Below are 26,571 nucleotides of genomic sequence, written 5' to 3'. Positions count from 1 at the left end.
CATCCTGCGACCAGCGAAAGAGCCACGCGCATGACTGACACGCTCACCGCTCCCTCATGGCAGTCGGCAGTCCTGGAATCCGTCCCCCGTGGCTTCCTCGCCCACGACTGGCAACCGGCCACCGGAGGTCGCACCTTTGAGGTGCGCAACCCCGCAACCGAGGAAGTCATAGCCACCGTCGCCGACTGCGGCCCGCAAGACGCACTCAAAGCACTGGACGCGGCGGCCGAGGCCGCCGACCAGTGGGCCCTCACCAGCCCACGGGACCGGGCGATCGTCCTGCACCGGCTCACCGACGCCCTGACCGAACACCGTGAGCGTCTGGCTCGGATCATCACCCTGGAGATCGGCAAGACGATCACCGAAGCCCGGGGTGAGGTCGCCTACGCCGCGGCCTATTTCCGCTGGTACGCCGAGGAGGCGGTCCGCCCGCACGCGCGCAGCACACCCTCCCCGGACGGCAAGAGTCACATCGTCACCGTCGCCGAACCGGTCGGGCCCTGCCTGCTGATCACTCCGTGGAACGTGCCGCTGGCCATGGCCGCCCGCAAGGCCGCAGCCGCCCTCGCCGCAGGCTGCACCGCCGTGCTCAAACCGGCCGCGCTCACCCCGCTGTCCTCCCTGGCGCTGGGCGAACTGGCGCGCGAGGCCGGCGCGCCCGCAGGTGTCCTGACCGTGATCACCAGCAGCGACGCGGCAGCGGTCACCACGGCGCTGCTGGCCGACCCCCGGCTGCGCAAGCTGTCCTTCACCGGGTCCACCCCGGTCGGCAGGCTGCTGCTTCAGCAGAGCGGTGCCCGGGTGCTGCGCACCTCGATGGAGCTGGGCGGCAACGCGCCGTTCCTGGTCTTCGACGACGCCGACCTCGACCTCGCGGTCCGCGAAGCGATGATCGCGAAGATGCGGCTGGGAGGCCAGTCCTGTGTCGGCGCCAACCGGTTCCTGGTTCAGGAGTCAATAGCCGACGCGTTCGCCGCCGCGATGGCCGAGCGGATGGCCGCCCTTCGGGTGGGCTCACCGGACCTGGAGGACACCGAGCTCGGCCCGCTGGCCGACCACCGTGCGGTGGACAAGGTCCGCCACCTCGTCGAGGACGCCGTGGCCCGTGGCGCCGTCGTCATCGGCAAGGCGGACATCCCTGATGGGCCGGGCCACTACGCGGCCCCGACCGTGCTGGACCACGTCCCCGCCGACGCCACGATCATGCACGAGGAAGTCTTCGGACCTGTCGCCGCCATCCACCGGTTCTCCACCGAGGCCGAGGCCATAGCGGTGGCCAACAACACCGAGCACGGCCTCGCGTCGTACGTGATGACGTCCCACATCGACCGCGCCCGCCGGGTCGCCGCCCGTCTGCAGGCCGGAATGGTCGGCATCAACCGCGGCCTGGTCTCCGAGGTCGCGGCGCCCTTCGGCGGGATCAAGCAGTCGGGCCTGGGCCGCGAGGGCGGACCCGAAGGTCTTCACGAGTACCAGCAGCTCAAGTACCTGTCCATGCCCGGCTTCCACACCTGAGCAAGGCGGACTCCAGCGCAGGGCTACGTGCCGGCCGGGCAACGGAGTGACCAGGATGATGACCCGTTGGGCTACGTCCGCTGGCGCGCGGCCAAATCCGCCCCGGGTGGCCAGTCTTAGGCGGCGGCCTTGACGTCGCCGGCCTGGCTGCCCGGACGGATCTTCGGCAGGACGGCGCTTCCACCACAGCGTGCTGGCCGACTTCCGCAAGCGCCTCGCCCAAGACGACCGCGCCGACCGTCTCCTCGATCTGGCGCTCGCCCGCCTGAAGAAGCCGGATCGTGCGCGAGCGCACCACGCAGCGCACCGACTCCACCCTTGTACTGGCCGCCATGCGCGACCTGACCCGGCTGGAACTGGTCACCGAGAATATCCGCGCCGCCCTGGAGGAAGTGGCCCGCACCGCTGACCACCCACTGACCGGCCTGGTCGACGACGACTGGGGACGCCGCTACGTCCGTCCGGTCCGGCTGGGCAAGAACCCCACCCGGCCCAAGACCAGGACTCTCGCCGCCCGCGAGGCCCTGTTCAGGGCCCGAGCTGGTTCTGCTGCACGTCGAAACAGACCGGCCCAATCGAGTTCGCCAGGTCTGTCGCGTAGGTCAACGCTTCCTCGACCATGCTCCAGCTCATCCCGAAGTAGACAGCTTCTCGCCTCGCAGGAACACGGCGATGTGGCTGCCGCGTTCATATCAAGGCTGTCGCTGCCGAAGATCCCTGGCCCCGCTATTGGCGACACACGCCTCATGACCCGCGCTGTACCAAAGTGCCAACTGTTTCGCTGATTCTGCGGCTCCGGCCGCTGAAGATACTTGGCATCAGCGCAGGTCGTGAACGTGGCCCTGGTGTCAACTAGCGAGCCCGGTCACATGCTTTGTGACGAGGATTTTTAGCTGGCGCAAAAGAGGGATGGTTGGCACTGGCGATGGCAGCTCGGTCCGAGTTTCTCTGAGCACGCCTACCGACTCTGACCTGCTGCTTTCGGTGGACTCGGAATCAACGCTCCCTGGGACGGGGGAAATCCACCGTCCTCGGCCTCCTGCATGAAGAGCTGGACCAGGAATCCGGATACCGCGTGAGCCGGTTCGATCCGTGGGAGTTCGACGTGCGCGGCCCTGGCATCGGTGAAGTAACGCAAGAGCGAGACGGCCATCGCCGCCTCCAAGATCTGGCAGATCGACGGCGTGGTCGCCGTCGTCGACAACTGGCTGACGGAGCCCAGAAACAAACCGGCGAAACCACCACGCCCCCGCGCACCGATGAAGCCGGCCACCCAGGGATGGCGGTCGCCAAGCACTCTTCAGTGACAGGGCGAGCAGCATGGTCAGGTCCACTCCGGCGGCGGAACGCTGAGTGAGCTCTCTGCCGCCGTGGCCAGTTCGGTCAGTGCGCCGGGCCGTGAGATACCCACGCCGCATGGACGTCTCAGACTAATGCCGAGCAGCCCACCGCCGCCGGACGCTGTCCTCGTGCTCGGCCTGTTCCAAGGCGAGGTCGCTCCGGTCCAGGGCCTCCCGCAGGCGGGGGATCCAGTGGCGTCGCAGGGCGCGGACCCGGTGACGGGTGCTGCTGACCTCCGCGCCCACCAACTCTGCGGCGGTGTGGGCCGCCGCGTACTCGGCTGCGGCGCGCACGGCACGGCCATAGGCCGCCTCGGCGTGTGCGAGGGCCGTGTTGGTGGGGGCGGCGGCTGTGGGCGGACGGGCCGGTACGGACAGGGAGACCGCGGCCGGGTGGCGTACGCCCATCGAGGTGGCCCAGCGCACAGTGACCTCGGCGGCGCCGATGCCCGCGGCGGCCGCGTCCAGGGCCTGCTCCCCGCCCAGGAGCAGTCCCCGCAGCAGCCAGCTCTCGGCCTCCGCCAGGAGGTCCCGCCAGGCGCCGGCGGCTTCCTGCTCCGCGCGCAGCAGCCGCTGGTGCTCGGAGCGCAGGATGCGCAGCTTCTGCTCCAGCAGGTCGGCTCCGCGCTCGGCGACATCGAGGCTGTGCCGCAGCCGCAGGCGTCCCGCACGGCCGGGCGGCGTACGGCGGGCGCCAGTCATCGGGACGCCTCCGCGCCCGGGGCGTCCTTCGCTCCATGGGCGTCGAGGAGGGAGGCGGGGAGCATGGACAGCTGGCTGCGGGGGAGGGTGAGCAGAGCCCGCCAGCCGCGTTCCAGCGAGCTGTCGAGGTCGCGCGGTTCGTCGCTTCGCTGGTCGGCGAAGTCCCGCAGGAACGCCTCGTCGAAGTCCAGGTAGCGGCGGTCGGTGGGGCTCAGCGCCGCCTGGCCGACCAGGTCCGCGAGATCGCGCACCTGCCGCGCGCGGGCCAGGGCGGCCAGCAACTGGGCCGCGACGTCGAGGTGGTCGTCGCGGGTACGGTCGGGCCCCGCGCCCTTGCGCATCAGCCGGGAGAGGGAGGACAGCGCGTCCAGCGGCGGGTAGACGCCTCGCGCGTGTGTCTCGGGCGAGAGGACGATCTGGCCCTCGGTGATGTAGCCGGTGAGGTCGGGCACAGGGTGGGTGATGTCGCCCGCGGGCATGGTGAGCACCGGCAGCACGGTGACCGAGCCGGGCCGCTCGCGAATGCGTCCGCAGCGTTCGTACAGGGAGGCCAGGTCGCTGTAGAGGTAGCCGGGGTAGGCACGGCGTGCGGGGATCTCCCCGCGGGCTGCAGAGACCTCGCGCAGAGCCTCGGCATACGTCGTCATGTCGGTCATCACCACCAGGACGTGCCGCTCCTCATCGAAGGCGAGGTGCTCGGCGACGGTGAGCGCGATGCGCGGCGTGAGGATACGTTCGATCACCGGGTCGTCGGCGGTGTTCAGCAGCAGGACCAGTTCTCCTGCCGCGGACCGTTCCTCCAGGGCGTCGCGCACGAAGGAGGCGTCGGCGTGGGTGAGCCCCATGCCCGCGAAGACGACGCTGAACGCCTCACCGGCGGCAGTGGCCTGCGCGGCGATCTGGGCGGCCAGTTCCAGATGCGGCAGTCCGGCCACGGAGAACACCGGGAGTTTCTGCCCGCGTACCAGCGTGGTCAGGGCATCGACGACCCCGACGCCGGTGAGCACCGGCTCGGACGGCGGCTCGCGCCGCACCGGGTTGATGGGGGCGCCGCCCACCTCGGCGTCGTGGGCGCCGAGGACGGGTGGGCCGCCGTCGAGGGGCTCGCCCCGGCCGTTGCAGACCCGGCCGAGCCAGTCCGTGCCGACCGGGACGCGCAGTGGGCTGCCCGAGAAGGCCGCCCGGACACCCTCCGGGTCCATACCCGCGGTGCCCTCCAGTACCTGGACGACCGCCAGGTCGCGGTCGGCGTCCAGGACGACGCCGTGGCGGAGTTCGCCTGAGGCGAGGGTGATGCGTACGTACTCGTCCCAGCCGATCCCGGTCACGCCTCCGACGATCGCGAGCGGTCCCCGCAGTTCACGTACCGACGTGTACTCGATCCCACCGGTCAGGCTCATGGCTGCACGTCCCCCAACCTGGCGAGCATGGCGTCCCGCCGCGCCGCCACTCCGGCGGCGTCCTGCGGGCCGGTGTCCTCGCGGGCGCGCAGCAGCGGGCCGAAGTCGACCTCCTCGACCGAGGCCGCCGGAACGCCGGAGTCCACCAGCTCGCGGCAGCGGTCGGCGACCGCGAGGACGGCGTCGGCCAGGGCAGCCGTCTTCTCCGGCCCGCAGAACGCGTCCCGCTCCGACAGCGCGCTCTGCTGCAGCACGCCCTCGCGGACCAGCCTCCCCGCCAGCACGCTGATCCGCTCCCGCGCGGGCAGGGCGGCGATGCCGATCAAATCCACCAGGTCGGCCAGCCGGTCGGCCTCCGCCAGCACCGCTCCGACCCGGTCGCGGCGCCGGGGCCATGCCGGATCGCCGGCTGCCCGGCGTCCGGCGGCGAGGACCGGTACGTCCCGGGAGAAGGACCCCGCCCAGGAGACCGCCGGATAGTGGCGCGCGTAGGCGAGGTCGCGGTCGAGGGTCCACAGGCAGCGGACGAAGCGTTCGGTGTGCGCGGTCACCGGTTCCGTCATGTCGCCGCCGGGCGGGGACACCGCGCCGATCACCGTCACCGATCCTCGGTCGCCTCCGAGAGTGGTCACGGCCGCGGCCCGTTCGTAGAAGGCCGCGATGGCGGAGGCCAGCCCGGCCGGGTAGCCCTCCTCGGCGGGCAGCGCGCCGGTGCGGGAGGCGAACTCGCGCAGCGCCTCGGCCCACCGGGAGGTCGAGTCGGCGATGACCACCACGTCGAGGCCCATGTCCCGGAAGTACTCGGCGACCGTCATCCCCGTGTAGACGCTCGCCTCGCGGGCCATCATCGGCATGTTGGAGGTGTTGGCGATCGTCACGGTGCGGTCCGCGAGGTGCCCGCCCGTGCGCGGGTCCTGGAGCTCCGACAGTTCGGTGATGACGTCGGCCATCTCGTTGCCGCGCTCCCCGCAGCCGACGTAGACGATGACGTCCGCGTCGCACCACTTGGCGATCTGCTGCAGGAGCATCGTCTTGCCGGTGCCGAAGCCGCCGGGCACCGCCACCGTGCTGCCCCGGACCACGGGGAAGAGCAGGTCGATCACCCGCTGGCCGGTGTTCAGGGCCTCGTGGCTGTCGACGCGCTCCCGCACCGGGAGCGGCCGGCGCACCGGCCACACGGTGCCGACGGTCACCTCGGTACCGCTCACCACACCCACCACGGCGTCCTGCGGGTGGTCTCCAGCCCCGGCGATCTCCTCGACCGTGCCCCCGCAGCCCGGCGGCAGGAGGACCTTCACCCGCAGGGGCCCCGCGTCGAGGATCTCTCCGAGCACCTGCCCCTCCGCCACCTGATCGCCCCGCGCCACGCATGGGCGGAAAGACCAGGTCCGCTCCTCAGCCGTGTTTCGTTGCGCGCCGGGCAACAGCCAGTCTCCGGCACCGGACAGGGGGCGCAGCAGACCGTCGAAGATTCCGCCGAGCAGTTCGGGACCGAGCCGGACCGACAGCGGACGGCCCTGGGGCAGCGCCGTCTGTCCCGGAGCGAGGCCGCCGGTGTACTCGTACGCCTGGACGGTGACCACGTCACCGCTGATGGCCACGACCTCGCCAGGCAGCCTGGCGGGCCCGATGGAGACCAGGTCGTACATCGCGGTGCCCCCCACGTACTCCATCTCGACCAGCGGCCCGGTCACGCGCAGAATTCGCGAGGCTGACCGCCGGTCCGTCGGCCGTCGGTGCGTCTCAGCGGCTTCCGTCACAGCTCCCACAGGCTCAGCACCTCCGCTCCCATGCGGTCCACCGCGAGGTCGGCCAGCGCGTCCAGCGAGAGGTCGACCCGCCTCCCCGGGGCCCGGGCCACCACGCCCCCGTCGGCGTGCTCGCCGACTTCGGCCGTGGTGCCGAGGAGGTCGCGAGCCCGCTGCTCCAGCCACGCCCGCAGGGAGGCGTAGCCATCGGTCCCGCGCAGGGCGCGGACCCGCTCGGCGGCCTCGCGGCGCAACTCCTGGTACGCCTCCCGGCGAGCGGCGAGCGTGCGGGACCTGGCGTCCCGCCGGGCCCTGACGAGAAGGTCCCGGGCGGCGTCCGAGCCGTCGGCCTCGCCCTGCCGCCGGGCCTCGTCGAGGATGGCCCGAGCCTCGGCGCGGGCCTGGTCGAGCAGTGCTGTGGCCTCCCGCTCGGCGTGGATCAGGAGTGCCTCCGCATCGGCGTGAGCTGCTCGCAGCAGCGCCGCCCGGACCGGCGAGAGTGCGTCCGTCGCCCGCTCGGGGGCCGGGGTCGTCATGGCGGCAGCACGGCGGTCAGCGGACGTCGGCCACCGGGCGTCGCGGGGTCCGACTCCAGTGCCTCGGCCGCGGCGGGTGTGAGGATCACCAAGTCGATGCCGTCCGGCAGGCCGCGCCAGATCCGGCGGACGGTCTCGGCGTCGTCGGCGACCAGGACGACAGCCCCGGCCAGGGCCAGACCAGTGACCCTGGACCGCTCTCCGAGGGCGGCGACGCGGCCCATGGTCATGCCTTCCCGATGAGGATGACCGCGACGACCAGCCCGTAGATGGCGATGCCCTCGGCCAGGCCGACGATGACCATGGCCCGGCCGAAGAGTTCGGGCCGTTCGCTGAGTGCCGCGAGGGCCGCCGCGCCGGTGTAGGCGACGGCGATGCCCGCGCCGATCGTCGCCCCGGCCACCGCGATTGCGGCTCCGATCAGGGCGGCGGATCCGGAGCCGGAGTCCTGCGCCGCCGTGGTCGCGGCCTGCGCGGATCCGCCGCCGAGTGCCAGGGTCAGCACCACGGTGGCCGCCACCAGCAGCACGGCGTCCGCTGCGACCATCCACCACAGGGCCGTCCGGCCCGAGCGCCGCAGCACGAGGCGTACGGCCACGAATCCCGCCACGATGACGGGCAGGGCCAAGAACCAGGTGATCACGATGACTCCTCCCTCGCCGGGCCTGGTCGGACGGCCTCCTCCGGTGCGGGCCGCCCGGCGTCGGCGGCCGACCCGGTGACGTGCTGCACGGGCAGATGCCATGGCCTGAACGGGCGGCCCTCGCCCTCGAAGAGCCGGGAGAACAGTTCGTAGAATTCCAGCCGGAGCGCCTGGACACCCGCCACCAGCGCCTCCAGCGAGAAGGCGACGGCGTTGCCCACGAGGAACACCAGCAGCGCGGCGGCGACGCCGACCGGGCCCCGGCCCGCCAGAGCCGTCGTGCCGTCCCAGACGATCGCGCCGAGCGCCGCATGGGTGAGGCCGAAGGCCGCGAGCCGCGCGAAGGACACGACGTTGGAGCCGATCCGGACCACCGCGTCGAAGAGCTGAATGCCGGTCTGCACAGCACCGCCCGGCCCGCCCGCCGTGGCCGCGTACAGTCCCGTCCCTGCCAGAGCCAGTCCCACCACGGCGATCACGGCACCCACGACGCCGTACGCCACCTGGCCGAGCCACACATACCCCGCGCCGACGGCCAGACCGAGATAGAGCGCAGCGCCGGCGATTCCGGTCGTCGCGTACAGGGCAGACGCAGGTCCGCCCTCTCGCCATCTGTTCACGATCCCCGCAGCGTAGGCACCGGCGAGCAGTACGGCGCCGAGCCCGACGGCGACGGTCAGCAGCCGCATGGGCTCCTCCAGCGGTTCCAGCCACAGCACGGGGAGCACCCCGGTCGGGCCGAAGAACTCGCCGTATGCCACCCCGGCCACGGTGGCGGCCAGCCCGGCACCGGCGACGAAGGGCCACAGCGGGCGCAGCGCCGCCAACCGGCGCGGCCGTCCCGCCCGCAGCAGGAGCGCGAGGGCGACCAGCAGCAGCCCGTGCCCGGCATCACCGAACATCAGGCCGAACATCACCACGTAGACGATTCCGGCCGCCATGGTGGGGTCGAGGTCGGCGTAGGGCACGGTTCCGTACGTGGTGACGAGAGGCGTGAAGGAACGGCGCACGGGCGTCGCCGTGTACGCCGGAGGTGCGGTGTCCGCACCGGCCAGCAAGGTCGGCGGATCGACACCGCGCGGAGCCCGCAGGGGCACCAGCGCGCCCCCGGCACCGGCGATGCGCGCCGCCGTGGCGCCCACCTCCGTCTCGGGACACCAGCCGGCCAGTGCCGCGACCGCGCCATGCCGGACCGCGCTGCCGAGCCGTTCCTCCAACTGAGCCTCGCCTGCCAGCAGGTCGGTCCGGCCCTCGCGCTCCAGGACGTCCAGATCGGGGGGAGCCTCACAGAGCACGGGTTGTGCCGACTCGGCACGCAGCCGCTGCAGGCGCGTCGCCGCCGGGCCGCGGACCTCCGGCCCGCCGTCCCCGGCCAGGTCGACCTCGACGCAGCCCGACTCGGCGATCCGCACCAGACTTTCCCGCAGCGCCTGCTCGGGGGCCATGATGGCCACCCTGCGCATCCGTACCGGGACCGCCGCCTCAGCGCGGAGCATCGAGCACCTCCGCCGGCCAGTCCCCGGGGCCACCGCCCCGGGCGGCCAGTTCCAGCGCCCCGCGGGTGCGCCAGGCATCGACGGACAGCGTCGCCACGGCCCCGACCACCGGCTGGGGACCGAAGTGGGACCGGCGCAGCAGTTCCCGGCCGTCCCGCTCGACCGCATTCCACCACCGTGCCTCCGCCTGCCACAGGTCCGCGGCCTCGTCGACGTCGTCCAGCAGCCATCTCGCGGTGGCCGGCAGCGCCTGCCGGAAATCGGCGTACGACCTCGCCTCCACTGCGCGCGGGCCGAGTAGGCGAGCTGCCCGGTGGACGGACACGTCCGGCAGCCGGCGGCCGACGACGAACACCTCGCGGCCGAACAGCAGGGCGAGTCGGGCCGCCGCCCAGCGCGCCGCGTCGGGGACGGCGGTGGCGAGCCGTAGGGCGGCGGAGACGCGCATACCCGTGGCGACCGCGGCCGGGGAGTCGTCCCCGGGGTCGCCCCAGACGGAGGCCGCCAGCGCGGCACGCAGCTCCGACGGCGTACGGGTGTGCGCGAGCCTTGTCCAGGCGGTCGCCAGTGCGCCAAGGCGGTAGGGCGGCAGGCGTCCTGTGTCCGAGGCTGGTGCGCCGGCCGAGGCGGGGCGCGGGTCCTCGGCAGAGATGAACCGCAGATGGTGTTGTGCGTTGGAGATCTCGAACCCGGCGGCGAGCGTCCGGATGGCGTCGGCACCGGTGGCCGGCTGCCAGCCGGCGAGAACCCGGAGATGCCACAGCAGCGTCGCCGAGACCGCGCGCTGGGCCTCGGCCGGCGTTGCGTCCGGGCTGACATCGTGCCGGTACGGAGTGGCCGCCATGTAGCGCAGGGCATCCTCGAGGGTGCGGCACGCGGCCACGTCCCTGATGCCCTCTCCGCCCAGGCACCTGGTCCGCAGAGCCCGTGCCCGGGTCACGCCGGCCACCCATCCGGCGCTCATCAGAGATCACCCTCCTGCTGATGCCCCCGTTCGGGAGCCTGGCGTCCCTGCTCCGCTTCGAGGTCCTCCAGCACCAGCGCGAGCACTAGGTCGGCGAGCGCGGGCGTACGGCTCCTGGCACGGTCGCGTACGGCGACGGCCTCACGTTCCGCTTCGGCGAGCAGTGCCGCTGCCTCGCCCTCGGCCGCACGCAGCACCTGCTCGGCGGTGCGTGCCTGTACCCGGCGGGCCTCCGCACGCGCGGCGGCCACCATCGCCTCGGCCTGCCGTTCGGCTTCCCGACGGCGCGAGGCGGCGGCGTCGTCGGCCTGTTCGCGTACGACCCGGGCTTCCGCCTCCGCCTGTTCGAGCAAGGCCAGAGGCGGTGCGAGTTCCGCACGGAGTTCGGCGGAGCGGTCCGCCGGGACACCGCTCGGTGCGGCCCGGCCAGGCGAGGCCGCCGGCCGGAACCGTGTCAGAAAGTCCCGGAAACCCGTCACCAACTCTCCTCGCGTCGGCCCAAGCCCCCGCTTCCAGTCTCCCCGCCCGGCGGTGACATGTCGTGCCGCACGGGGCCGCCCGTCCCGCCGCAGGGCCACTCGGCCCGCAGGCCACGCCCCTCGATCGATGCGAAACTGGCCCCATAGGTGGACGGCGTCCCCGGGAGGCAGCCGTGAGCGACTTGGAAGGCAGCTCCGCGGAGAAAGAAGCCCGCCGCAGCACGCCGGGCCGCCCCTGGACACCCCAGGAGGAACCCCGCCAGGACGCACTGGGCCGCTACCTGGCAGCAGTCGCCGCCGCAGCATCGGCAAGGAGCGCCGAGGAGCCCGAGACCCTTCCCGGCACGGCGAAGTCCGAACCGCCGCAGGCCGCTTCCGCGCGCGGGCCCTCGGAACGGGAACCGGTCACCCTTCATGTACGGGACGTCATGCAGGTCCCGGCGGTCGCCGTTGACGGCGACATGCCGTTCGTGGACGTGGCGCACACACTCGCCCGCGAGCAGTTGAGCGCCGTACCGGTGGTCGACGCCGACGACCATGTGATCGGTGTCGTCTCGGAGTCGGACCTGCTGGCCAAGGCCGCCGTCATGGCGAAACCGCGCCGGCACGGAGCAGTCGGCAGGCTGTGGCAGCACCGCCTCTACGAGAAGGGCCACGGCGACACGGCGGCCACGTTGATGACCTTCCCGCCGGTCACCGTCCACCCGGCGGAACGAGTCGCGGACGCCGCGTGGACCGCCGCGCACGCGCGGTTGAAGCGGCTGCCCGTGACCGATTATCGCGGCCGGCTCGTCGGTGTGGTGACCCGGCGCGACCTGCTGCGGGCCCTGATCCGTGACGACGCCGAGATCCGGGCCGAGGTCGAGTCCCTGGTCGGCCAGCACCTGCTGGATCCGCGCGCTGTCGAGATCACGGTGGAGAACGGCGTGGTCACCGTGACGGGGAGACTGGACAAGGCTGTTGTCACCGAACTGATCGGATCGGTGCGGGACATCGACGACGTGGTCGGTGTCGTCGACGACACTGAAGCGGTCTGAGTCGTGGTCGTCCACGGGGCGCGCGTCACTGCGTGTGGGCGACCAGGAAGTCGGCGCTGCCGGACAGCGTGGACAGCTGGGGCGTGTCCTCGTCCTCGATGCGCACGCCGGACCGTTCGCTGAGCACCTCGACGAAACTCAGGAAGTCCAGCGAGTCCATCTCGATAGCGTCGCGGAACGCGTTGTCGGGCCCCAGCGCGGCGACATCGGCGTCGGGGATGACGTTTGTGATCGATTCCTTGACCATGTCCAGTGCTTCGGTTCGGTTCACAGCTGCTCCGGGTTCTGCAGAAGGCGGGTGACCGCCGTGAGGTAGCGGGCACCGACGGCACCGTTCGTCGCCCGGTGGTCGGCCGAGAGGGTCGCTGTGACCACGGGGCGCACGCCCAGCAGGCCGTCGACGGCGCACGGCTGGTCGACCACCCGCCCGAAGCCGACCAGCGCCACCTGCGGTGGGTAGATCACGCCGAAGACCGTCTCCACGCCCTGATCGCCGAGATTGGTGACCGTGATCGTGGCGTCGGACACCTCGGAGCCGCGCAGCCTGCCCGTGCGGGCCCGGGTGACCAGGTCCTTCAGGGCGGCCATCAGTCGGGGGAGCATCATGGCGTCGGCGTCGTGCAGGGCGGGCGCGACGAGCCCGCCGCCGCGCAGGGACACGGCCACGCCGAGATGCACGCCTTCGCCTCCCGTGAAGTGGTCATCGGTCCAGAAGCCGTTGAGCTCGGGCACCTCCCGGGCCGCCAAGGCCGCCGCCTTGAGCAGCAGGGCTGCGGGGACCAGCCTTTCACCGACCGGGGTGCGCCGGTTGTGTTCGTGCAGCCAGTCCGTCGCGGCGGCCAGGTCCACGGTGGTGGAGAGGTAGTAGTGGGGGATGTCGCGGTTGGCGCGGCTCATCAGGCCGGCGATCGCCTGGCGCATGGCCGTCGTCCGGTCCTCGGACGGGCGTGCGGCAGAAGGGCGTACAGGTGAAGGACGTACGGGTGCGGCGGCCGTGTGCGCGGGCAGGGCCGGGGCTGATGGGCCGGGCGCTGCCTGACGTACGTCCGATGCACGGACGGCCGACTGCCTGCCCGTCCCTCTTACGGTGGCGAGGTCGACGCCCAGTTCGGCGGCGAGCCGCCGGGCGAGCGGGGTGACCCGCGAACGCGGTGACTTGGTATGGGCTCGGGCGGCCGCCGCGTGTTCGACGTCGATTCGGGTGACGCGTCCACCGGGTCCGGAGCCGTGCAGCGCCTCCAGGTCGACGCCGCTCTGCTCCGCGAGGTGCCGGACCAAGGGGCCGGCCTCGATATGGTCGGGCAGCCGAGCGGCGGAGGGTGGCGAGACCGGGACCGGGACGGGCTCAGGCTGTGGGGAGGGGCGCTCTGGGGGCTCGGGGACCTCGGCGGGCTCGGAAGGCTCGGCGGGCTTGGAAGGTTTGCCCTTCTTCGGTGCGTGACGGGCGGGTCGTCGCTCCTTGGCCGGTCCGATCAGCGCGAGCGGCGTGCCCACCGGCACCGTTGCTCCGGGCTCGACGAGCAGCTTCGTCATGGTCCCGGTTTCGAAGCACTCCACCTCGATGGTCGACTTGGCGGTTTCGACGACCGCGACCGGGTCTCCCTTGTGGACGAGGTCACCGGGCCCCACGAGCCATTCCAGGAGCGTGCCCTCGTCCATGTCCGCGCCGAGGGACGGCATGGTGAACTCGGCCATGATCAGTCCACCGCCCGGTGGGCGGCCGCGACGATGTCGGCGACCTGGGGCAGGGCGGCCTCCTCCAGCCGCCGGGCGTACGGCATGGGTACCTCCGCGCTGCACACCCGCTCGACGGGTGCGTCCAGGTCGTAGAACGACTCTTCCGCGATGCGGGCGGACACTTCGGCGGCGAGGCTTCCCGTCCGCCATGCCTCGTCGATGACCACCGCACGGTGCGTTCGGACCACCGAATCGGTGATGGCCGCGCCGTCGAGGGGACGGAGCGTGCGCAGGTCGATCACCTCGGCGTTGATGCCCTCGGCGGCCAGTTCGTCCGCCGCCGCGAGAGCCTTGGGTAGCGAACCGCCGTACGTGATCAGGGAGATGTCGGTGCCCGGGCGGCGGATCGCGGAGTGGTCGAGGTCCACGGGGGCGGTGGGCGGGAGGAGTTCGCCGGAGACGTTGTAGAGGCTTCCGTGCTCGAAGATCAGTACGGGGTCGGGGTCGGCGAGCGCCGGGGCCAGCATGTGCCGCGCGTCCTCCAGAGTGGCAGGGGCCAGGACGCGGATGCCGGGGATGTGCGCGTACCAGCCTTCGAGGCTGTGCGAGTGCTGGGCGGCGAGTTGCCGTCCGGCGCCCGTGGTCATACGGATGACGAGCGGTACGGGCAGCTGGCCGCCCGACATGTGCAGCAGGGTGGCGGCGTTGTTGAGGATCTGGTCGAGTGCGAGCAGGCTGAAGTTGACGGTCATGATCTCGACGATGGGTCGCATCCCGGACAGGGCGGCGCCGATGCCGGCGCCCACGAACGCGGACTCCGAGAGCGGGGTGTCGCGGACGCGTTCGGGGCCGAACTCCTCCAGCAGACCGAGGCTGACGCCGAAGCATCCGCCGTAGCGGCCCACGTCCTCGCCCATGAGGAAGACACGGTCGTCGGAGCGCAGGGCCTCCCGGAGGGCCTCGCGCATCGCCTCCCGGTAGGTCGTCTTCGCCTCGTCCGTTCCGCCGGCGCCCATGGTCAACTCACCGCCTCCGCCGAGGAACTGGTGACGTGGCGGAGTAGATGGTCCACCGGTTCCTCGGGTGCCTGTTCCGCCGATTCGACGGCGTGGTCGATCTCGTCGGTGATGCCCTGCTCGATCCGGGCCAGTTCCTTGTCGCCCAGCTCACCGTTCTCGCGCAAGCGGTCGGTGAGCAGGCTGATGGGGTCCCGCTCCTTCCACCGCTCGACCTCCGCCTTGTGGCGGTACCGGTCCGGGTCGTACATCGAATGGGCGCGGAAGCGGTACGTGCGCAGCTCCAGGAAATGCGGCCCCGTGCCGGTCCGGATGCCTTCGACGGCCCGTCGGGCGGCCTGCTCGACGGCCTCGACGTCCATGCCGTCCACGGCCCAGGCGACCATGCCGTAGGACGCGGCCCGCATGGCCAGATCGGTCTGCGCCTCGTGCCGCTCCAGGGCCGTGCCCATGGCGTAGAGGTTGTTCTCGCAGACCAGCAGCAGGGGCAGCTTCCACAAGGCCGCCAGATTCGCGGTCTCGTGGAACTCGCCCTCGGCGAAGGCCCCGTCGCCGAAGAAGCAGCAGGTGACATTCGGCTGTCCGCGCATCTGGTCGGCGAGCGCGAGGCCGGCGGCCAGGGGGAGCCCGCCGGCGACGATCGCGTTGCCGCCGTAGAAGCGGCGGCTCGCGTCGAACAGGTGCATCGATCCGCCCCTGCCACCGCTGCATCCCGTCGTCCTGCCGTACATCTCCGCCATGACGGCCTCGGCCGTGATCCCGCGAGCCAGGGCGTGACCGTGTTCGCGGTACGTGGAGACGACTGCGTCCTCGGGTGTCAGGGCTTCGTTGATGCCGACGGCGACGGCCTCCTCGCCGATGTAGAGGTGGACGAACCCGCGGATCTTCGCGGCGCTGTACAGCTCGACGCACCGCTCCTCGAAGCGCCGGATGCGCAGCATCGACTCCAGCAGATCCGTCCGGTGCCCGGTGGCCCCGCGCCCGGACGGAGGTCCGGCACTCGTCTTCCCCTTGGCCGTCTTGGTCTTTGTGCCGGACTTCGGGGGCGCCGAGTCCTTCCGCGTAGGGGTGGGGCGGGCCACGCTCATGCCGTTCCCTCCAAGGTCGACAAGTCGCCCGTGGGCAGACCGAGTTCACGCGCACGCAGCACACGGCGCATGACTTTCCCGCTACGGGTCTTCGGCAGGTTCTGGTCGAACGTGATCTCCCTCGGCGCGACGGCGGGGCCCAGTTTGCGGCGGCCGAACGCCAGCAGCTCCCGCTCCAGATCAGGGGTCGGCTCGACACCGGGACGCAGCGACACGAACGCCTTGACGACGTTCCCGGCGACCGGATCCGGCCGTCCGATTACCCCGGACTCGGCCACCGCCGGGTGCTCCATCAGCGCGCTCTCCACCTCGAAGGGGCCGATCAGATGTCCCGCCGACTTGATGACGTCGTCGGCGCGCCCCACGAACCAGTACCAGCCGTCCGCGTCGCGGCGGACCAGGTCACCCGTCAGGTACCAGCCGTCCGCGAACGCGGCGTCGTAGCGCTCCTTGTCGTGCAGATAGCCGCGGAACATCGACGGCCAGCCTGGACGCAGCGCCAACTCACCCTCGATGTCAGGGCGTTGAACCTCGGTAACCCGACCTCCGATGACCAGCGCCCGGCCGTCCTCGCCCTGCTCCAATACAGTCGCGTCGACGCCGGGCAGCGGCCTTCCCATCGAGCCGGGACGGATCTCGCCGGCGGCGAAGTTCGCAATCATGATGCAGCCGGTCTCCGTCTGCCACCAGTTGTCGTGAACCGGCAGGCCCAGGACGTCCCGGCCCCACACCACAGCCTCCGGATTGAGGGGCTCGCCGACAGAGGCGATGAACCGCAGCGCCGAGAGGTCGTAGGAACGCGGCAGGTCGTACGGGCCCTGGCGGGGTGTGGCGCGCATGAGCATGCGCAGGGCCGTGGGGGCGGTGTACCAGACGGTGACCCGCTGTTCGCCGAGGATCCGGTACCAGCGCCGGGCGTCGTAGTCGCCCTCGTCGACGACCACCGTCACGCCGTGGACGAGCGGGGCGATGATCCCGTACGACATGCCGGTGACCCAGCCGGGGTCGGCAGTGCACCAGTACACGTCCTCGGGGTGCAGGTCGAGGGCGAACGCGGCCGTGGCGTAGTGCGCGACCACGGCCTCGTGGACATGGACCGCGCCTTTGGGGGTGCCGGTGGTGCCGCTGGTGAAGTGCAGCAGGGCCATGTCCTCGGGTGAGGTAGGCGGGATGGTGAAGGTCGCCGGTGCGGCGGTCATGAGGTCGTCGAAGGAGGCGGTGCCGGGCAGGTCCTCCGCGCCGGGCCCGACGATCAGGACGTGCTTCAGCCCAGGAATCGACGCACGACGCTCGGCGACCTTGCGCCGGTACAGGGCCGCAGTGGTGACCAGGACCTGGGCGTCGCCGAGGCGCAGCCGCTGTTCCACCGGGTCGGGGCCGAAGGCGGAGAAGAGCGGGCAGAGCACGCTGGTGTTCTTCAGCGTGCCCAGCACCGTGGTGTAAAGCTCGGGGCAGCGGCCCAGCAGCGTGAACACCCGGTCCCCGTGGCCGACGCCGAGCGACCGGAGGACGTTCGCGAAGCGGGCCGTACGGCGGGCCAGTTCCGCGTACGTGATGGTCGAGACGGAGTCGTCCCGGGCGATGCATTGCAGTGCGCCCTTGTCCGCGAGGTCGGAGGCCGCGTGGCGGTCGACCGCGACGTGAGCCATGTTGAGCCCACCGCCGGGCAGCCCTGCCAGTGCGCTGCGCGCCTGCGACCATGTGAAGGCGGAGCAGGCCCGGTCGTAGTCGATGAGACGGGGGAGGACGGCCGGTGCGGTGTCCTTGCGGATCGTTTCCCAGCGCATGGGTCGCTCCTCCCGGCACTGCCCCTGAATCTCCAGAGTCGCCGAGTCCGGTTCTGGCCGCACCTCGGCCGGAGAACAGGGCCCGATGGGGCGGCGGCCGCTGCCGGCGTTCATGGAGCCGAGGGCCGCCCGCTTCTTGCGGGCCCGAATTGCACGGTGCGCGGTTTCGCTCCGCTTCGCCGTGTCTCCTGTGGCCCTCGGCTCAATTCCATAGCACCACCGCTCGTCGGCGGGTTCCAGGGCCGGACGGCCCAGGAAAGGGGGCCGGACGGCCTTTTCGGACTCCTTTCGACCGGGCCCCCTTCACTCACGGCGCAGTACGACCTTGAGCGCGCCGGAAGTCGTGCCATGGGAGAACACCTCGTAGGCGTCCTCCACCCGATCGAGGCCGAATGTGTGGGTGACCAGCTGTGAGACGTGCAGACGACCGAACCTCACCAGCTCGATCAGCCACGGTGTGGAGTACGTGTCCACCTGGCCGGTGCTGATCGTCACGTTCTTGCGCCACAGGGATTCGAGATGCAGCGTGACCGGTTTGCCGTGGGTGCCGATGTTGGCGATGTGCCCTCCCGCGCGGACGGCGCGGGTGCACAGGACGAAGCCCTCCGGTTCACCCGACGCCTCGATGACCACGTCGGCACCCGGTCCCTCGGACAGCTCGGCGATCATCGTCCCCGGTAGTTCGGCGGCATCGGCCCGCACGCGGGCGGCGGCTTCCAGCCGGGCAAGAGACAGGTCCACCACGATGATCCGGCGGGGCGAGTAGAGCCGTGCGACGACGACGCAGGCGAGACCGACGGGACCCGCGCCCACCACGACGACGGTGTCTCCCGGGCCCACCTCTCCGTTCCGCACGCCGACTTCGTAGGCGGTGGGGAGGACTTCGGCGAGCAGGACCGCGTCATCGAGTGGGAGGGCGGAGGGCCGTCGGTTGGTGGAGTGGTCAGCGAAGGGGACCCGTACGAACTCCGCCTGGGTCCCGTTGATCAGGTTCCCAAGGATCCATCCACCGCCCCCGCGGCACTGTCCGCGCAGGGTGTCATGGCACGCCGGACAGCGGCCGCAGGCCGAGACGGACGACACGATCACCTGGTCGCCAGGGCGCAGGTCGTGGACGTCGCTGCCCACCTCCATGACCTCTCCGACGGCCTCGTGGCCGAGGATCGTCCCCGGCTTCACCTCGGGCAGGTCTCCGCGCAGGATGTGCAGATCGGTGCCGCAGATGGTCGTGGCCTCGATGCGCACGACGGTGTCGGCAGGGTCCTCGATCGCCGGATCGGGGACGCTGTCCCAGGAGATCTGTCCGGGACCGTGGTAGACGAGGGCTCGCATGGTCATCCACTCCCTGGCCGACTCGGCCCGTTCTCTCCACCGTCGCTCTGGAAGGACGCCCGGGCAACCGGGCCCATCAGCCCGTTGACTCCTCAGGACCATCGGACTCTTGCCGGGAGGTGGGGCTGCGTCGCCCGGTGTTCATGGCCGGACGGGTGGAGATGCCGCTGCGCCGATCAGGGAGAGCCAGCCGGTCAGCCCGGCGGGGTCGGCGGCCCCGCAGCGGAAGCCGACATGCCCGTCCGGGCGGACGGCCACCAGACCGCGACCCGGGCTGTTCATCAGCCGCAGGACGGTCACCCGAGGTGCGGCCAGCGCGTCCGGCGGTAGGGCGGCATCGCGTTGCAGCAGCAGGTGCACACCCGGTCGGGCCAGCAGTCCGTGCAGCCGCTCGGCAGGTCCTCTGACGCTGACGGCCGCGTCGGGCAGGCGGTCTCCTGGACGAGGAGCACCACGCAGGGGCGGTATTCCCTCCACCGACAGGGGACTGCGCCGGTAGTTCACGCGCAGCTGGGAGACGAGTCGGATGGCCTCCGCGACCAGCCGTCGCCGACCGAGGAGGGCGGGGATGGCGGGGGCTGCTCGCGGAGCGGCCGTCGCGCGCAGCCATGAGGGGATCCAGCTGGTCGACGCCTCCGCCCAGAACGCCGTGTGAGTGAGGATCAGCCGTCGGTGGGCAGCCGCTCTGCGCTCCCTGTCGTAGGAATCGAGCAGCACTTCGGTATCGAGCCCGTCCACGGACTCACCCCTGGAACCGCTCGCCACGAAGCCGAGCTTCCAGCCGAGGTTCACAGCGTCCTGGATACCGGCGTTCATGCCCTGGCCGGTGGCCGGTGAGTAGTTGTGAGCCGCGTCCCCCGCGAGGAAGAGCCGCCCGCGGCGGAACCGCCGGGCAAGGCTGCACTGCAACGGCACTCGGGCGGACCATGCGAGACGCTCGATCCGTGCCTTCATCCCCGCGTCGTTGAGGAGGCGCTGGAGTTCGGCTTGCGGGACGGCGGTCCCGGGTTGGCCGAAGTTCCGCCCGGGTCCGCTGGCGGACGCCCGCGTGGCCAGCAGCCGCCAGGTGGCCTGCTCTCCGAGCGGGAAGAGGAACAGCAGCCCTCGGCGCCCCGCGAACACCTGAGCGTCGGCACGAGTGGCGATACCGCCGAGGTCGAGGTCGGCAAGGACCACCTCTTCGGCGTAGGGCCTGCCGTGCCACCCGATGCCGGCGCAGGCCCGCACGGTACTGGCCGGGCCGTCGCAGCCGACGACGAAGGGACAGCGGATCTCCTCGGTACCGTGCCGCGATCGCAGCACGGCAACCGCGCTGTCCGCGTCATCGCGGGCAGCGATCAGTTCGGTGTCCCGTTCGACGGTCACACCGCGGTCGGCGAGCGCCCGCGCCAGCACCGTTTCGACATCCATCTGCCGCATGAGTGACAGATGGGGGAACGCCGTGTCAGGCAGCGCGAGGTCCGCCAGCCTGGTTTCGACGACGCGGGAGCCGAGATGCAGGTGCGCTGTGGGGGCCGTGTCCGCTCGCTCCAGCAGGGCGTCCGTGACGCCGAGCGGGCGCAGGACCTCCAGGGTGCGGGGGTGCAGGATGAGGGCGCGGGAGGGCCGGAACGGCTCGCGACGCCGCTCGACGACGCGGATCCGTGCTCCGTGGTCATGAGCCTGCAGCGCCAGGCTGAGTCCGGTCGTGCCGGCCCCGACGACCAGGATGTCCACCGCCGTCGTCACCTCCCGGCCGCGGTGCGCCACCATGCGGCGTCGTCCCGCTCCAGGCCCTCGATCAGTCGCGGGTCCGCGATCACGTCGTCGCGGCGCAGCCCCGGCACCACGGCATATCGGATCGAACCAGGCACGCTGACGAGCGCCAGAACCCGCCACAGGGAACACGCGTAGTGCTCGGCGCGCTGTGGTCCGTCCCACTCGTACACGCCGCGGTAGCGGTCGTGCTCGTCGTGGGTCAGCCACAGCTTCGAGGTGAAACCGGGGAAGCCGACGAACAGCGGGGTGTTCAGCAGGCTCTCCCGGCGGAACAGTGCGTGCCCGGGCCCGCGTACCAGGCGCAGCCGGAAAGTGATCACCAGCGTGCACGGGTCCCTCGCCAAGCCGCTGCCGAGGCGGGTCTCCCGGTAGCACCGGGCCGTGGTGTCGTCGGCGAAGCGGAGTCGCATTCCCACGCGCTCTTTCGGCAGATGGACCCAGTGCCGCGCGAGCAGCACGAAGGTGGTGAGGAAACATGCGGCCACGGCTCGCCATGCCTCGCCGGGGGCGAGTGGTCTCTGTTCACCCATGGTGGCCTCCTCCCGAAGAGCCCCAACGGCGCACGATGCCGGGTTCTGCCACGCCTGCCAGGCCGGGGGGGTCCCGTACAACCCACCATGAGGCAATGCGCCACTACCCGCGAAACCTGATGGCGCGGCCGGCAACCAGGGGCGGGCCCGAACACCAGCGGGGATACCCGCTCGTCCAAGAGGTCCGTCAACGCCGCTCCGGCCGAAAGGCTGGTGTTTGCCCTGAGGGGCGCGCCGCAGTGCGGTGTGCGTAAGTGGGTCGGCACACTGCTGGCATGCTCGAGGACGAGGCGCAGACCCCTCCAGGCTCACTGCTACAGGTGATCGACAACCTGGCGAAGTTCCATAGAGAGCATGAGAAGTACTACTCACAGGCCCCGCTACGGCAGGCCGCGGAGCTCCAGGCGAGGTCTCGGGCGCTGAAGTCACTGGCCGACCGGTGGAGCGACGTGGAAGCTGGTGAGCAGACGTCGGCGATTGCGTTCGCCGGCGCGGAGGACCTGAACGCTCCAGGCCTCGTGGCGGAGTCGGGGATCCTCTTCATGGAAGGGGAGGACGAGCCCGCCGAACTCAGGAGACTGAAGAGGGAAGTCGGCATGCTTGCCGAAGAGACCGAGCAGGGCAGCGCCTGGTTGACCCAGGCGATGGAGCAGGCCTGGGAGATCGCCGGAAGCCTGGCCGCTCACTCGGCGCTTGCCGACCTGCTGGGGGATCGGCACCGAATCATCGCCAATGACTGGCAGTCGGCGGGCCTGCAGGCTCTGGTCGCGCGGCTGCTGCGCCGTGCCCTTGACCTTCTGGCCCGGGTCGACTTCTCTCCGGCGGCGCTCCGAGCCGATCTGCGAGGTGAGCGGCAGGTACCCGCCTACCTCTATTCGGCTTCTGAACTGTTCGACAGGGCAGCTGACCTGTTGGCGGAGTCAGCGACGCTTGTCCATGAGAACGAGAGGCGCTGGCGCATGTTCCGTGCCCGGGTTCGCCTATTGCAATCGGAATAGGCCAGTGGCCACGACGTGACCCCATCGCGCGAGATGATCCTCGTATGGCAGGTGTGCTTCGATGCCGTCCTGGACAACCCCGTGCGACTGCCGCCTGAAAGGCGACGGCGTCCGCCATCGCCCTTGAACGGCCCCGCGCCCCTTGTCATGCTCGTCGCCGGCCTGCACAACCCCACCCTCACAGGGCGACGGGCGGACCCCCCTCGTCAACCAGCATGCCGTAGATCATTTGTGGGACAACTCTTCAGTCCGGCTCCATGTAGGGGCGGCGGAAGACCGGTGCCTGGCCCGTGCCCCACGGTCGTATGGCAGCCAGTGCCTGGGAGACCGCGGAGTCCAACGTGCCACTGGTGTCGACCGCGACGGCCTCGGGCCACGGGTGTTCCCTGGCCGCCATGGTGGTGGCGATGTCGAGGTCGGCGTCGGATGTTCCGGGGGCGCGCGTGGTCAGGCGGGCCGCTGCCACGTCGCCCGGCACGTGGCAGTGCAGGGCCACCAGGTCGGCGCTGGTGCGTTCGGCCATGTGCAGGGCCGCTTCGCGCTGTGCCGCATCGGACCAGGTGGCGTCCAGGACGACGGACTCGCCGGAGGACAGCAGGGCTGACGCGCGGTCGAGCAGGGTGGAGTAGGTCCTGGCCGTCCACTCCGGCGTGTACAGGCCCTTGCCGTAGTCGGCCGCCGCGGACTGCTCAACCGGGATCCCCGCCAGCTCCTTGCGGAGGCGGTCGCTGCTGAGCAGCGTGACCCCCAGCCGGTCGGCCAGCGCTCCGGAGAGGGTGGACTTCCCGCTGCCGGGCAGTCCGCCGACGAGCGTCAGGCCGACGGCGGAGGTACGCAGGTGGCGTAGCGCCGTCGAGACCAGCCGCCGCGATGCCGACTCCGCGCCAGGCGCGCCCTGGCGTGCCTGGATCAGGGAGACCTTGGCACGGACGAACGCGCGGTAGGCGACGTAGTGGTGCCTGAGGGACGGGGGTGCGGGGTCACCGGAGTACTCGCTGTACCGGGCGAGGAAGTACGCCGCGGCCTGAGGGACGCCGAGCTGTTCCAGGTCCATGGCGAGGAAGGCGGCGTCGTCGAGGCCGTCGACGTAGCGCAGGTGGTCGTCGAATTCCAGACAGTCCAGGACGCGAGGGCCGTCGTCGAGGCAGAAGATGTCCTCGGTGAGCAGGTCGCCGTGGCCGTCGACCACCCGTCCCTGCTCGATGCGGGAGTCGAACAAACGCTTGCGGCCGGCGAGATAGCGACGTACCAGCCGCTCCACCTCCGCCACCCCGTCGGGTACGACGCCGTCGTCGGCCAACGCGCGGACCTGCTGGAAGCTGGCCTCCCAGCGTGAGGACAGCGCGTCCCGCGTGCCTTGCTCGTCCACCTCCCGGCTCCGGGGCGCGTCCGCGTGCCACGCCGCGAGATGCCGGGCGACGGCCCGCAGGACGTCGTCGACGGCGACCCCTTCCCGTATCAGATGGGAAAGGCGGCGGTCCGCAGGCATCCGTCGCATCACCACGAGCGGTTCGGGGGTGTCCGCGTCAGGGCTGCGGACTTCGCCCAGACCCAGATAGACGTCGGGGGCGAAGCGCCGGTTGAGAGCGACTTCGCGTTCGCACGCGCCTCGGCGGGCCGTCACCGTCGTGTAGTCCAGGAATCCCAGATCCACCGGCTTCTTGAGCTTGTAGGCGCGGTCGCCGGCGAAGAACACGATCGCGGTGTGGGTCTCGCACACCTCCGCGCGCGGCAGTGGCTCGCCGTCGTGACGGTCACCGGACCGGAGCACGGACGCGTCGGCCCGAGGCACCGAACCCACTGACCTCCCGCGGAGGCCGGGCTCAGTCATGAGGAACCACAGCGACGGGGCAGCGCCCGTGATGAATGGCCGCCTGCGCCACGGGTCCCAGGTGGGGCGCCAGACCAGGACGGTGTTCGCGTCGGCCGACGACCAGCAGCGCGGCGCCTTCGGCGGCTCGTACGACGGCTTTGGCAGGGCTTTCGAGACGGATGCCGTCGGCCACGTCCACCTGCGGGTACTTCGCGCGCCAGGGGCGGAGCGCCTTGCCCAGCTCCTTCAGCGTGTCCCGCCTGATCTCATCGGTGACGTCATGGTCCACACCCCAGGGCACGCGTGCATGGAGTGGCACGCTTCGGCCGTGGACGGCTTGGAGGGGAACGCCTCTGGCGGCAGCGGTGTGGAAGGCGAAGTCGAGCAGGTCGTCGGAGGAACCGTGCAGTTTCAGGGCCACGACCACGCGATCTGCGGATGCCGGGGCTGCCCCTTCCCCGCCGGTTTGAGCGCGGACCAGTACGACCGGCCGCTCCGCCCGTGCCACGACGGGCATGCTTACGTCGCCGAGGAAATAGCTCTCGACAGGCTCCAGCCCCCGTGAACCGAGCACGAGCATGTCGGACTCGGACGCCGCTTGGAGCAGGGCGTTCTGGGCATCGTCGGCGACCAGGTTCCCGACGATGGACAGGCCCGGGTGACGTGCCTGAAGTTCGGCCTGCGCGGTGTGGACGAGACGCTTCGCCCAATAGTTCTGATCGACTTCAGCGGGGACGTGCGTCGGTTCCGGTGCCAGCAGTGGCCAGGCGTGCAGCAGGCGGAGGGTGAGCTTGCGCTTCTCGGCCTCGTCGGCGGCCCAGCGGGCCGCGGCAAGACTCTCCGGTGAGCCGTCCAGGCCCACGGTGACGACTGGTTGCATGGCGGCGGCCTCCGTCTCGTACGAAGCTGGAGATGACGGGTGGATGACGGTGAACGAGTCCGACGGTGTGGATGGTCCGGACGTCGCCGGCATGCCGGGCACGGCGGGTTCTCTCATTCGAGGAGTACCCCAATCCCCTCCGCGGCGCATGTGGACCGGAGGGGGCCGGAGACACGGAATCCGGCCGAGAGGAGATAGGGGCGGTGACGATTCCCCTGGTGGTTGGCATCGACGGGTCCGCGGCGAGCCTGGAGGCGGCGGACTGGGCCGCAGAGGAAGCCGTCCGGCATGGCGTGCCGCTCCACCTCCTGCACGCGGCGGCGCGGGGCCAAGAAGCGTCCGACGTGATCGACGCCGCCTCGGAACGTGTCAGGGAGGGCGCTCCCACGGTACGGCTGTCGAGCGAAGTGCTGCACGAGGACGCGACCGCCGCCCTGGTCGACAAGGGGCGTAACGCCTTTGCGCTGGTGCTGGGATCCAGAGGGTTCGGAGACCTCGCCGGAATGCTCCTGGGGTCGGTCAGCCTCGCCGTGTCGGCGCGAGCGGACTGCCCGGTCGTCGTGGTGCGCGGCGCGGCAGAGCACCGGGATGCGCGGTTCGGCAGCGTCGTCGTCGGTGTCGAGGAGGGAGAGGGCAGCGGCACGGCCGTGCAGTTCGCGTTCCGTGAGGCCCATGTGCGGCACTGCCGACTGGTGGCGGTGCACGCCTGGAGCGCACCGTTCGCTGCTTTCACCACACCTCAAGCCTCGTCGGGGTACGCCCTGGAGGCCCACAGGCGGCGCCCGCCGGCGCAGGTACTGGACGACGCCCTGCACGGTGCGTCGGAGCGGTACCGCGACGCCCCCGTGAGCCGACGGGTGATCGAGGGACCGGCACGCCAGGCCCTACTGGAGGCGGCCTCCGAGGCGGACTTGCTGGTCGTCGGGGCCCGCAGACGACAGGGGCACCTGGGCCTGCAACTGGGATTGATCAACCATGCGGTACTGCATCACGCGCCATGTCCGATCGCGGTTGTTCCACGGATATGAACGGACCGGCGGAGACGGAACACGTCGACGGTCGGCCCCTGAGGGGCCGGAAGTCGTCCCCGCAGGGACTTTCGGCCCTGTGACCGGAGCCAGGTCCCGTCCGAGGATGGGACAAAATGGTGGGGGCAACGGACCAGCGACTTGCTGGAGGCCGAGTCATGAGTGCACAGAATTCGCCGCACGCGTCCGGTCCGCCTCCGCCGCGCCAGGAGCATGTGTCAAAGGGGGCGAACCCTCTGCGACGTACGTCCGACAGGTTCGAGTCCTGGTTCCGAGGCTTGCTGTTGCTGGTCCTCGTCCTCGGCCTGCCGGTGGCCGCGCTCAGCGCGGGGCTGACGGCGTACGAGTCTTCGATGCGCACCGTGCAAGCCCAGTCGGCGCAGCGGCAGGAGGTCACCGCCCGACTGACGTCGAACGTCAAGGGCGTCACCACAGATGGGAAGCAACAGGCGCAGGTCCGCTGGACCGACGACAACGGCACGGTGCGGACGGGGACGACCCTCGTGAAGTCGGGAACGCCGAAGGGCGCCACCGTGCAGGTGTGGGTGGACCGGGACGGCGGCCTCACGAGACCGCCGATGAGCGAGCTCAACGCGACGACCACCGGCTGGTTCGTGGGCGGTTTGGCCGCGATCGGCGTGGGCGCCGGGTTCTACGCGGCGCGGGCAGGCATGCGCCATGTGCTGGACCGGAGAAGGTACGCACAGTGGGACGCCGAGTGGGATCTGGTCGAGCCCCTGTGGTCCGCGCGCTTCCGCCGGTGACGGGCAGGAAACCCCGGACGGGGGACGAGGAGGCGGCGCC

General features: G+C 71.2%; 26 protein-coding genes. 6 read left to right on the top strand and 20 right to left on the bottom strand.

Annotated elements, in window-relative coordinates; translation table 11 throughout:
• Positions 1–30: 30 nt before the first annotated feature.
• The gene (locus tag ACFYO0_RS10370) at positions 31–1,515 is read left to right on the top strand and encodes an NAD-dependent succinate-semialdehyde dehydrogenase (RefSeq protein WP_388673250.1); all 1,485 of its coding nucleotides are present in this window, start codon (positions 31–33) and stop codon (positions 1,513–1,515) included.
• Between the two features lie 281 nt (positions 1,516–1,796).
• Positions 1,797–2,300, top strand: a complete 504-nt coding sequence (locus ACFYO0_RS10365) for a hypothetical protein (protein WP_388673248.1) — start codon at positions 1,797–1,799, stop codon at positions 2,298–2,300.
• 173 nt (positions 2,301–2,473) lie between these two features.
• On the opposite strand, the gene ACFYO0_RS10360 is transcribed toward ACFYO0_RS10365, so the two are convergent.
• The 10 genes from ACFYO0_RS10360 to ACFYO0_RS10315 all read right to left on the bottom strand — a co-directional run bounded on the left by ACFYO0_RS10360 (position 2,474) and on the right by ACFYO0_RS10315 (position 10,823).
• Complete coding sequence (locus tag ACFYO0_RS10360; RefSeq protein ID WP_388673246.1) at positions 2,474–2,788, bottom strand: hypothetical protein; 315 nt, start codon at positions 2,786–2,788, stop codon at positions 2,474–2,476.
• A 157-nt stretch (positions 2,789–2,945) separates the two neighbouring features.
• A complete protein-coding gene (locus tag ACFYO0_RS10355) occupies positions 2,946–3,557 on the bottom strand; it encodes a V-type ATP synthase subunit D (protein WP_388673244.1) in 612 nt (203 codons plus the stop codon).
• Positions 3,554–4,957: a V-type ATP synthase subunit B gene (locus tag ACFYO0_RS10350; protein ID WP_388673242.1), complete on the bottom strand. Its 1,404-nt coding sequence runs from the start codon at positions 4,955–4,957 to the stop codon at positions 3,554–3,556. Before ACFYO0_RS10350 ends, ACFYO0_RS10355 begins: the two co-directional genes overlap by 4 nt.
• On the bottom strand, positions 4,954–6,717 hold the full coding sequence (locus ACFYO0_RS10345) for a V-type ATP synthase subunit A (RefSeq protein WP_388673240.1): 1,764 nt from the start codon (positions 6,715–6,717) through the stop codon (positions 4,954–4,956). The genes ACFYO0_RS10350 and ACFYO0_RS10345 overlap by 4 nt, the downstream gene beginning before the upstream one ends.
• Positions 6,714–7,241 (bottom strand): hypothetical protein, encoded by a 528-nt coding sequence (locus ACFYO0_RS10340; RefSeq protein ID WP_388673238.1) that lies wholly within the window; start codon positions 7,239–7,241, stop codon positions 6,714–6,716. The genes ACFYO0_RS10345 and ACFYO0_RS10340 overlap by 4 nt, the downstream gene beginning before the upstream one ends.
• Positions 7,238–7,471, bottom strand: a complete 234-nt coding sequence (locus ACFYO0_RS10335) for a hypothetical protein (protein ID WP_388673236.1) — start codon at positions 7,469–7,471, stop codon at positions 7,238–7,240. Before ACFYO0_RS10335 ends, ACFYO0_RS10340 begins: the two co-directional genes overlap by 4 nt.
• Complete coding sequence (locus ACFYO0_RS10330; protein WP_358960085.1) at positions 7,468–7,884, bottom strand: ATP synthase subunit C; 417 nt, start codon at positions 7,882–7,884, stop codon at positions 7,468–7,470. The genes ACFYO0_RS10335 and ACFYO0_RS10330 overlap by 4 nt, the downstream gene beginning before the upstream one ends.
• Positions 7,881–9,380, bottom strand: a complete 1,500-nt coding sequence (locus ACFYO0_RS10325) for a V-type ATPase 116kDa subunit family protein (protein ID WP_388673234.1) — start codon at positions 9,378–9,380, stop codon at positions 7,881–7,883. Before ACFYO0_RS10325 ends, ACFYO0_RS10330 begins: the two co-directional genes overlap by 4 nt.
• Complete coding sequence (locus tag ACFYO0_RS10320) at positions 9,367–10,344, bottom strand: V-type ATPase subunit (protein WP_388673232.1); 978 nt, start codon at positions 10,342–10,344, stop codon at positions 9,367–9,369. The genes ACFYO0_RS10325 and ACFYO0_RS10320 overlap by 14 nt, the downstream gene beginning before the upstream one ends.
• The gene (locus ACFYO0_RS10315; protein WP_388673230.1) at positions 10,344–10,823 is read right to left on the bottom strand and encodes a hypothetical protein; all 480 of its coding nucleotides are present in this window, start codon (positions 10,821–10,823) and stop codon (positions 10,344–10,346) included. Before ACFYO0_RS10315 ends, ACFYO0_RS10320 begins: the two co-directional genes overlap by 1 nt.
• A gap of 173 nt (positions 10,824–10,996) precedes the next feature.
• On the opposite strand from ACFYO0_RS10315, the gene ACFYO0_RS10310 reads away from it, so the two are divergent.
• Positions 10,997–11,860: a CBS domain-containing protein gene (locus tag ACFYO0_RS10310; RefSeq protein WP_388673228.1), complete on the top strand. Its 864-nt coding sequence runs from the start codon at positions 10,997–10,999 to the stop codon at positions 11,858–11,860.
• A 25-nt stretch (positions 11,861–11,885) separates the two neighbouring features.
• Here ACFYO0_RS10310 and ACFYO0_RS10305 read toward each other — a convergent pair whose 3' ends face one another.
• The 8 genes from ACFYO0_RS10305 to ACFYO0_RS10270 form a co-directional block, all read right to left on the bottom strand.
• Positions 11,886–12,131 carry an acyl carrier protein gene (locus tag ACFYO0_RS10305; RefSeq protein WP_388673226.1) on the bottom strand — a complete coding sequence of 82 codons (246 nt, stop codon included), beginning with the start codon at positions 12,129–12,131 and terminating at the stop codon, positions 11,886–11,888.
• Positions 12,128–13,555, bottom strand: a complete 1,428-nt coding sequence (locus ACFYO0_RS10300) for a 2-oxo acid dehydrogenase subunit E2 (RefSeq protein WP_388673224.1) — start codon at positions 13,553–13,555, stop codon at positions 12,128–12,130. Before ACFYO0_RS10300 ends, ACFYO0_RS10305 begins: the two co-directional genes overlap by 4 nt.
• A gap of 2 nt (positions 13,556–13,557) precedes the next feature.
• A complete protein-coding gene (locus tag ACFYO0_RS10295; protein ID WP_388673222.1) occupies positions 13,558–14,553 on the bottom strand; it encodes an alpha-ketoacid dehydrogenase subunit beta in 996 nt (331 codons plus the stop codon).
• Between the two features lie 2 nt (positions 14,554–14,555).
• Positions 14,556–15,641, bottom strand: a complete 1,086-nt coding sequence (gene pdhA / locus ACFYO0_RS10290) for a pyruvate dehydrogenase (acetyl-transferring) E1 component subunit alpha (RefSeq protein WP_388673220.1) — start codon at positions 15,639–15,641, stop codon at positions 14,556–14,558.
• Positions 15,638–17,428, bottom strand: coding sequence for an acetate--CoA ligase (gene acsA / locus ACFYO0_RS10285; protein ID WP_388673218.1), 1,791 nt, complete (start codon positions 17,426–17,428; stop codon positions 15,638–15,640). The genes pdhA and acsA overlap by 4 nt, the downstream gene beginning before the upstream one ends.
• A gap of 303 nt (positions 17,429–17,731) precedes the next feature.
• Complete coding sequence (locus ACFYO0_RS10280) at positions 17,732–18,760, bottom strand: alcohol dehydrogenase catalytic domain-containing protein (protein WP_388674222.1); 1,029 nt, start codon at positions 18,758–18,760, stop codon at positions 17,732–17,734.
• 141 nt (positions 18,761–18,901) lie between these two features.
• A complete protein-coding gene (locus tag ACFYO0_RS10275) occupies positions 18,902–20,512 on the bottom strand; it encodes an FAD-dependent monooxygenase (protein WP_388673216.1) in 1,611 nt (536 codons plus the stop codon).
• Complete coding sequence (locus tag ACFYO0_RS10270) at positions 20,485–21,048, bottom strand: hypothetical protein (RefSeq protein ID WP_388673214.1); 564 nt, start codon at positions 21,046–21,048, stop codon at positions 20,485–20,487. The genes ACFYO0_RS10275 and ACFYO0_RS10270 overlap by 28 nt, the downstream gene beginning before the upstream one ends.
• A gap of 275 nt (positions 21,049–21,323) precedes the next feature.
• Here ACFYO0_RS10270 and ACFYO0_RS10265 point away from each other — a divergent pair, with 275 nt between their 5' ends.
• Positions 21,324–22,046 (top strand): hypothetical protein, encoded by a 723-nt coding sequence (locus ACFYO0_RS10265; RefSeq protein WP_388673212.1) that lies wholly within the window; start codon positions 21,324–21,326, stop codon positions 22,044–22,046.
• Positions 22,047–22,290: 244 nt separating this feature from the next.
• Here ACFYO0_RS10265 and ACFYO0_RS10260 read toward each other — a convergent pair whose 3' ends face one another.
• Positions 22,291–23,766: an AAA family ATPase gene (locus ACFYO0_RS10260; RefSeq protein WP_388674220.1), complete on the bottom strand. Its 1,476-nt coding sequence runs from the start codon at positions 23,764–23,766 to the stop codon at positions 22,291–22,293.
• A 103-nt stretch (positions 23,767–23,869) separates the two neighbouring features.
• A complete protein-coding gene (locus ACFYO0_RS10255; protein ID WP_388673210.1) occupies positions 23,870–24,739 on the bottom strand; it encodes a universal stress protein in 870 nt (289 codons plus the stop codon).
• 203 nt (positions 24,740–24,942) lie between these two features.
• On the opposite strand from ACFYO0_RS10255, the gene ACFYO0_RS10250 reads away from it, so the two are divergent.
• Together ACFYO0_RS10250 and ACFYO0_RS10245 are read left to right on the top strand one after the other, a co-directional pair.
• The gene (locus ACFYO0_RS10250; protein ID WP_388673208.1) at positions 24,943–25,767 is read left to right on the top strand and encodes a universal stress protein; all 825 of its coding nucleotides are present in this window, start codon (positions 24,943–24,945) and stop codon (positions 25,765–25,767) included.
• A gap of 158 nt (positions 25,768–25,925) precedes the next feature.
• Positions 25,926–26,531, top strand: coding sequence for a hypothetical protein (locus ACFYO0_RS10245; protein ID WP_388673206.1), 606 nt, complete (start codon positions 25,926–25,928; stop codon positions 26,529–26,531).
• Positions 26,532–26,571 lie beyond the last annotated feature (40 nt).

It is taken from the genome of Streptomyces sp. NPDC006365, from assembly GCF_042870755.1.
In the GTDB taxonomy this organism is placed as follows: Bacteria; Actinomycetota; Actinomycetes; order Streptomycetales; family Streptomycetaceae; genus Streptomyces; species Streptomyces xiangluensis.
Note: the sequence above shows the minus strand (reverse complement) of the source record. Positions and strands in the feature narration are given on the sequence as shown.

Excerpts from the sequence above, each read along its gene's own strand:
- ACFYO0_RS10370 (WP_388673250.1), top strand. The coding sequence starts at position 31 with ATGACTGACACGCTCACCGCTCCCTCATGGCAGTCGGCAGTCCTGGAA.
- ACFYO0_RS10355 (WP_388673244.1), bottom strand. The coding sequence starts at position 3,557 with ATGACTGGCGCCCGCCGTACGCCGCCCGGCCGTGCGGGACGCCTGCGG.
- ACFYO0_RS10350 (WP_388673242.1), bottom strand. The coding sequence starts at position 4,957 with ATGAGCCTGACCGGTGGGATCGAGTACACGTCGGTACGTGAACTGCGG.
- ACFYO0_RS10340 (WP_388673238.1), bottom strand. The coding sequence starts at position 7,241 with ATGACGACCCCGGCCCCCGAGCGGGCGACGGACGCACTCTCGCCGGTC.
- ACFYO0_RS10335 (WP_388673236.1), bottom strand. The coding sequence starts at position 7,471 with ATGACCATGGGCCGCGTCGCCGCCCTCGGAGAGCGGTCCAGGGTCACT.
- ACFYO0_RS10325 (WP_388673234.1), bottom strand. The coding sequence starts at position 9,380 with ATGCTCCGCGCTGAGGCGGCGGTCCCGGTACGGATGCGCAGGGTGGCC.
- ACFYO0_RS10320 (WP_388673232.1), bottom strand. The coding sequence starts at position 10,344 with ATGAGCGCCGGATGGGTGGCCGGCGTGACCCGGGCACGGGCTCTGCGG.
- ACFYO0_RS10300 (WP_388673224.1), bottom strand. The coding sequence starts at position 13,555 with ATGGCCGAGTTCACCATGCCGTCCCTCGGCGCGGACATGGACGAGGGC.
- ACFYO0_RS10295 (WP_388673222.1), bottom strand. The coding sequence starts at position 14,553 with ATGGGCGCCGGCGGAACGGACGAGGCGAAGACGACCTACCGGGAGGCG.
- pdhA (WP_388673220.1), bottom strand. The coding sequence starts at position 15,641 with ATGAGCGTGGCCCGCCCCACCCCTACGCGGAAGGACTCGGCGCCCCCG.
- acsA (WP_388673218.1), bottom strand. The coding sequence starts at position 17,428 with ATGCGCTGGGAAACGATCCGCAAGGACACCGCACCGGCCGTCCTCCCC.
- ACFYO0_RS10280 (WP_388674222.1), bottom strand. The coding sequence starts at position 18,760 with ATGCGAGCCCTCGTCTACCACGGTCCCGGACAGATCTCCTGGGACAGC.
- ACFYO0_RS10275 (WP_388673216.1), bottom strand. The coding sequence starts at position 20,512 with ATGGTGGCGCACCGCGGCCGGGAGGTGACGACGGCGGTGGACATCCTG.
- ACFYO0_RS10270 (WP_388673214.1), bottom strand. The coding sequence starts at position 21,048 with ATGGGTGAACAGAGACCACTCGCCCCCGGCGAGGCATGGCGAGCCGTG.
- ACFYO0_RS10265 (WP_388673212.1), top strand. The coding sequence starts at position 21,324 with ATGCTCGAGGACGAGGCGCAGACCCCTCCAGGCTCACTGCTACAGGTG.
- ACFYO0_RS10255 (WP_388673210.1), bottom strand. The coding sequence starts at position 24,739 with ATGCAACCAGTCGTCACCGTGGGCCTGGACGGCTCACCGGAGAGTCTT.
- ACFYO0_RS10245 (WP_388673206.1), top strand. The coding sequence starts at position 25,926 with ATGAGTGCACAGAATTCGCCGCACGCGTCCGGTCCGCCTCCGCCGCGC.